2 protein-coding genes are annotated in these 2,449 nt (G+C 67.3%); both read left to right on the plus strand.

Annotated elements, in window-relative coordinates; translation table 11 throughout:
• Window positions 1-1,166 (plus strand): ABC transporter permease (locus tag ACIKT0_RS16925; protein ID WP_407106541.1); only part of this gene is annotated, 1,166 nt, incomplete at its 5' end.
• 5 nt (window positions 1,167-1,171) lie between these two features.
• Window positions 1,172-2,284 carry an ABC transporter permease gene (locus ACIKT0_RS16930; RefSeq protein WP_407106542.1) on the plus strand — a complete coding sequence of 371 codons (1,113 nt, stop codon included), beginning with the start codon at window positions 1,172-1,174 and terminating at the stop codon, window positions 2,282-2,284.
• Window positions 2,285-2,449: the final 165 nt, after the last annotated feature.

The following is a 2,449-nucleotide window of genomic DNA, read 5'->3' on the forward strand; positions in this document are numbered from 1 at the left end:
CGCCGTCCGCCCGCGCCTCTGCGCCGGCGGCTCGCCGGTCGTTCGACCCGCGCCGCATGTTCGCCTACAGCCGAAGGGAGGCGCTCGAGCTCCGGCGCGATCCGATCCGGGCCGCGCTCGCGATCATCGGGAGCATGCTGCTGATGTTCGTGATCGGCTACGGCGTGAACATGGACGTCGAGAACCTCACCTTCGCGGTTCTTGACCGCGACGACACGGTGGCCAGCCGCGACTACGTCCAGCAGATAGCCGGCTCGCGCTACTTCACCGAGCAGGAGCCGCTGCTTGACTACGAGGATCTCGATCGCCGCATGAAGGACGGCGGATTGAGCCTCGCCCTCGAGATCCCGCAGAACTTCGGCAAGAACCTCGATCGCGGCTCCCGCGTGGAGATCGGCGCATGGATGGACGGGGCGATGCCGTCCCGCGGAGAGACCGTGCGCGGCTATGTGCAGGGAATGCACGCGAGCTGGCTGGCCGAGAAGGCCCGGGAGGGGCAGGACCCGGGAGCGGCGTTCGGCGCGTTCCAGACCGCCCTGCGCTACCGCTACAATCCGGACGTCCGTTCCATCGTCGCGATGGTCCCGGCCGTCATCCCCCTTCTGCTGCTGATGATCCCCGCGATGCTTACGGCGCTCAGCGTCGTCCGTGAGAAGGAGCTCGGCTCCATCATCAATTTCTACGTCACGCCCGTGACCCGCCTGGAATTCCTGCTCGGCAAGCAACTTCCCTACGTGGGCGTCGCGATGCTGAACTTCGCGCTGCTCACGGCCTTCGCCATGTTCGTGTTCCGGGTCCCGTTCACGGGCGGCCTGGCCTTCTACGCGGCCGCAGCCGTCCTCTACGCGTGCGCGGCGACCGCCATGGGGCTGCTCATCTCGTCCTTCATGAACAGCCAGATCGCCGCGATCTTCGGAACGGCGCTTCTCACCATGATCCCCGCCTTGCAGTTCTCCGGGATCATCGAGCCGGTCTCCTCGCTCGAGGGCGCGGGCCGCTTCATCGGCGACGTCTTTCCCGCCACCTACTTCGTCACGATCTCCCGAGGCACGTTCTCGAAGGGTCTGGGCTTCGACGATCTCTGGCGCTCGCTCGTCCCGCTCGGGATCGCGGCGCCGGTGATGATCGCCCTCGCCTGCGCGCTGCTGCGCAAACAGGCGCGGTGACTCCGATGCGGCTCGCGAACGTCTTCAACCTCGGGATCAAGGAGCTGCGCGGGCTCGGCCGCGACCCGATGCTGCTCCTCCTCGTGGTCTACTCCTTCTCGGTCTCGATCTACACGGCGTCCCGCGCGATGCCGGAGACGCTGAACAGGGCCGCGATCGCGATCGTCGACGAGGACCAGTCGCCTGTCTCCAACCGCATCGCCGGCGCGTTCTACCCGCCCTTGTTCGTGTTCCCGCAATTCATCTCGCAGCCGGAGATGGATGCGCGGATGGACGCCGGCCTCGACACTTTCGCGCTCGACATTCCGCCGAACTTCCAGCGCGACCTGCTGGCGGGCCGCGCCCCGACGATCCAGCTCAACGTCGACGCCACCCGCATGACGCAGGCCTTCAGCGGGGGCGGCTACATCCAGTCCATCGTCTCGGGGGAAGTCTCGGACTTCCTCAACCGCTACCGGACCGCGACGACCGCGCCGGTCGATCTGGTCCTGAGGGCGCGCTTCAATCCGGATCTCGACAAGCGGTGGTTCGGCGCGATCAGCAATCTCATCCAGTCGGTCACGATGCTGTCCATCATCCTGACCGGGGCGGCGCTGATCCGCGAGCGCGAACACGGCACCATCGAGCACCTGCTCGTGATGCCGGTGACGGCGGTCGAGATCATGCTGAGCAAGATCTGGTCGATGGGCCTCGTGGTGCTGCTGGCGTCCGCGGCCTCGCTCGTCTTCGTGGTGCAGGGACTGCTCTCCGTGCCGATCGGAGGCTCTGTCGCGCTCTTCGTGGCGGCGACCGGCCTGCATCTGTTCGCGACGACGTCGCTCGGCGTGTTCCTCGCGACGGTCGCGGGCTCGATGCCCCAGTTCGGGATGCTGCTCATCATGGTGATGCTTCCCCTGCAGCTCCTCTCCGGCGCGATGACGCCGCGCGAGAGCATGCCGGAGATCATCCAGATCATCATGTATCCGGCGCCGAACACGCACTTCGTCATGCTCGCGCAATCCATCCTGTTCCGCGGCGCGGATCTCAGCGTGGTGTGGCCGCAGTTCCTGGCGCTGTTCGCGATCGGGTCGGTCCTGTTCGCGCTGTCGCTGCGACGCTTCAGGGCCTTCCTGCGGTGACGCGGGAAGGCGACCCGGCGGGCTCTGGATCGCCGCGCATGCCCCGCGCTATGACGGGCGGCCCGCCCGCGCGTCAGCATCATGGAAGTCTGGATGGCGAGGTCGCCCGCGAGACCCATCACCTCCGCGACCCGCTCGCGCGAGGCGCCTGATGCGCCGAGCGGC

The sequence above is a fragment of the Hansschlegelia beijingensis genome, assembly GCF_045505405.1.
Classification (GTDB): Bacteria; Pseudomonadota; Alphaproteobacteria; order Rhizobiales; family Methylopilaceae; genus Methylopila; species Methylopila beijingensis_A.